Here is a 423-nt window from a genome sequence, read left to right as displayed (position 1 = left end):
GGTAGAAGATGAAGCTTGCTGCGATGTGGATAGCTGACATGAATGTATGAGCGCAGCGGTCATATCGGGTCGCAACACGTCGCCAGTCTTTCAGCTTTGCGAACATGTTCTCGATGAGGTGGCGCTTTTTATACAGATGCCAGTTGTAAGGCGGCTTTGATTTACGGTTCTTCTTCGGCGGAATACAGGCTGTGATATTCCGGTCTGCAAGCGATAACCTGATCTGGTTGCTGTCGTAGCCTCTGTCCCCGATGACTTCTTCTGTCTCATCGGTGAGGTCTGCCAGAAGCACGTCTGCTCCTCTGAAGTCACTGACCTGTCCTGCAGTCAGATGAAGACGGACAGGTCGGCCCTGATCATCGCACACGGCATGAAGTTTTGAGTTCAGGCCGCCTTTTGTCCGTCCGATATGGCGGGGAAAAG

At 52.5% G+C, this 423-nt stretch carries 1 protein-coding gene; it reads right to left on the bottom strand.

Annotation, left to right across the window (positions count from 1 at the left end):
• A partial coding sequence (locus Abci_RS12680) for an IS5 family transposase (protein ID WP_244877686.1) occupies positions 1-367 on the bottom strand: 367 nt, incomplete at its 3' end.
• Positions 368-423: the final 56 nt, after the last annotated feature.

The sequence above is a fragment of the Acetobacter cibinongensis genome, assembly GCF_000963925.1.
GTDB lineage: Bacteria > Pseudomonadota > Alphaproteobacteria > Acetobacterales > Acetobacteraceae > Acetobacter > Acetobacter cibinongensis.
Note: the sequence above shows the minus strand (reverse complement) of the source record. Positions and strands in the feature narration are given on the sequence as shown.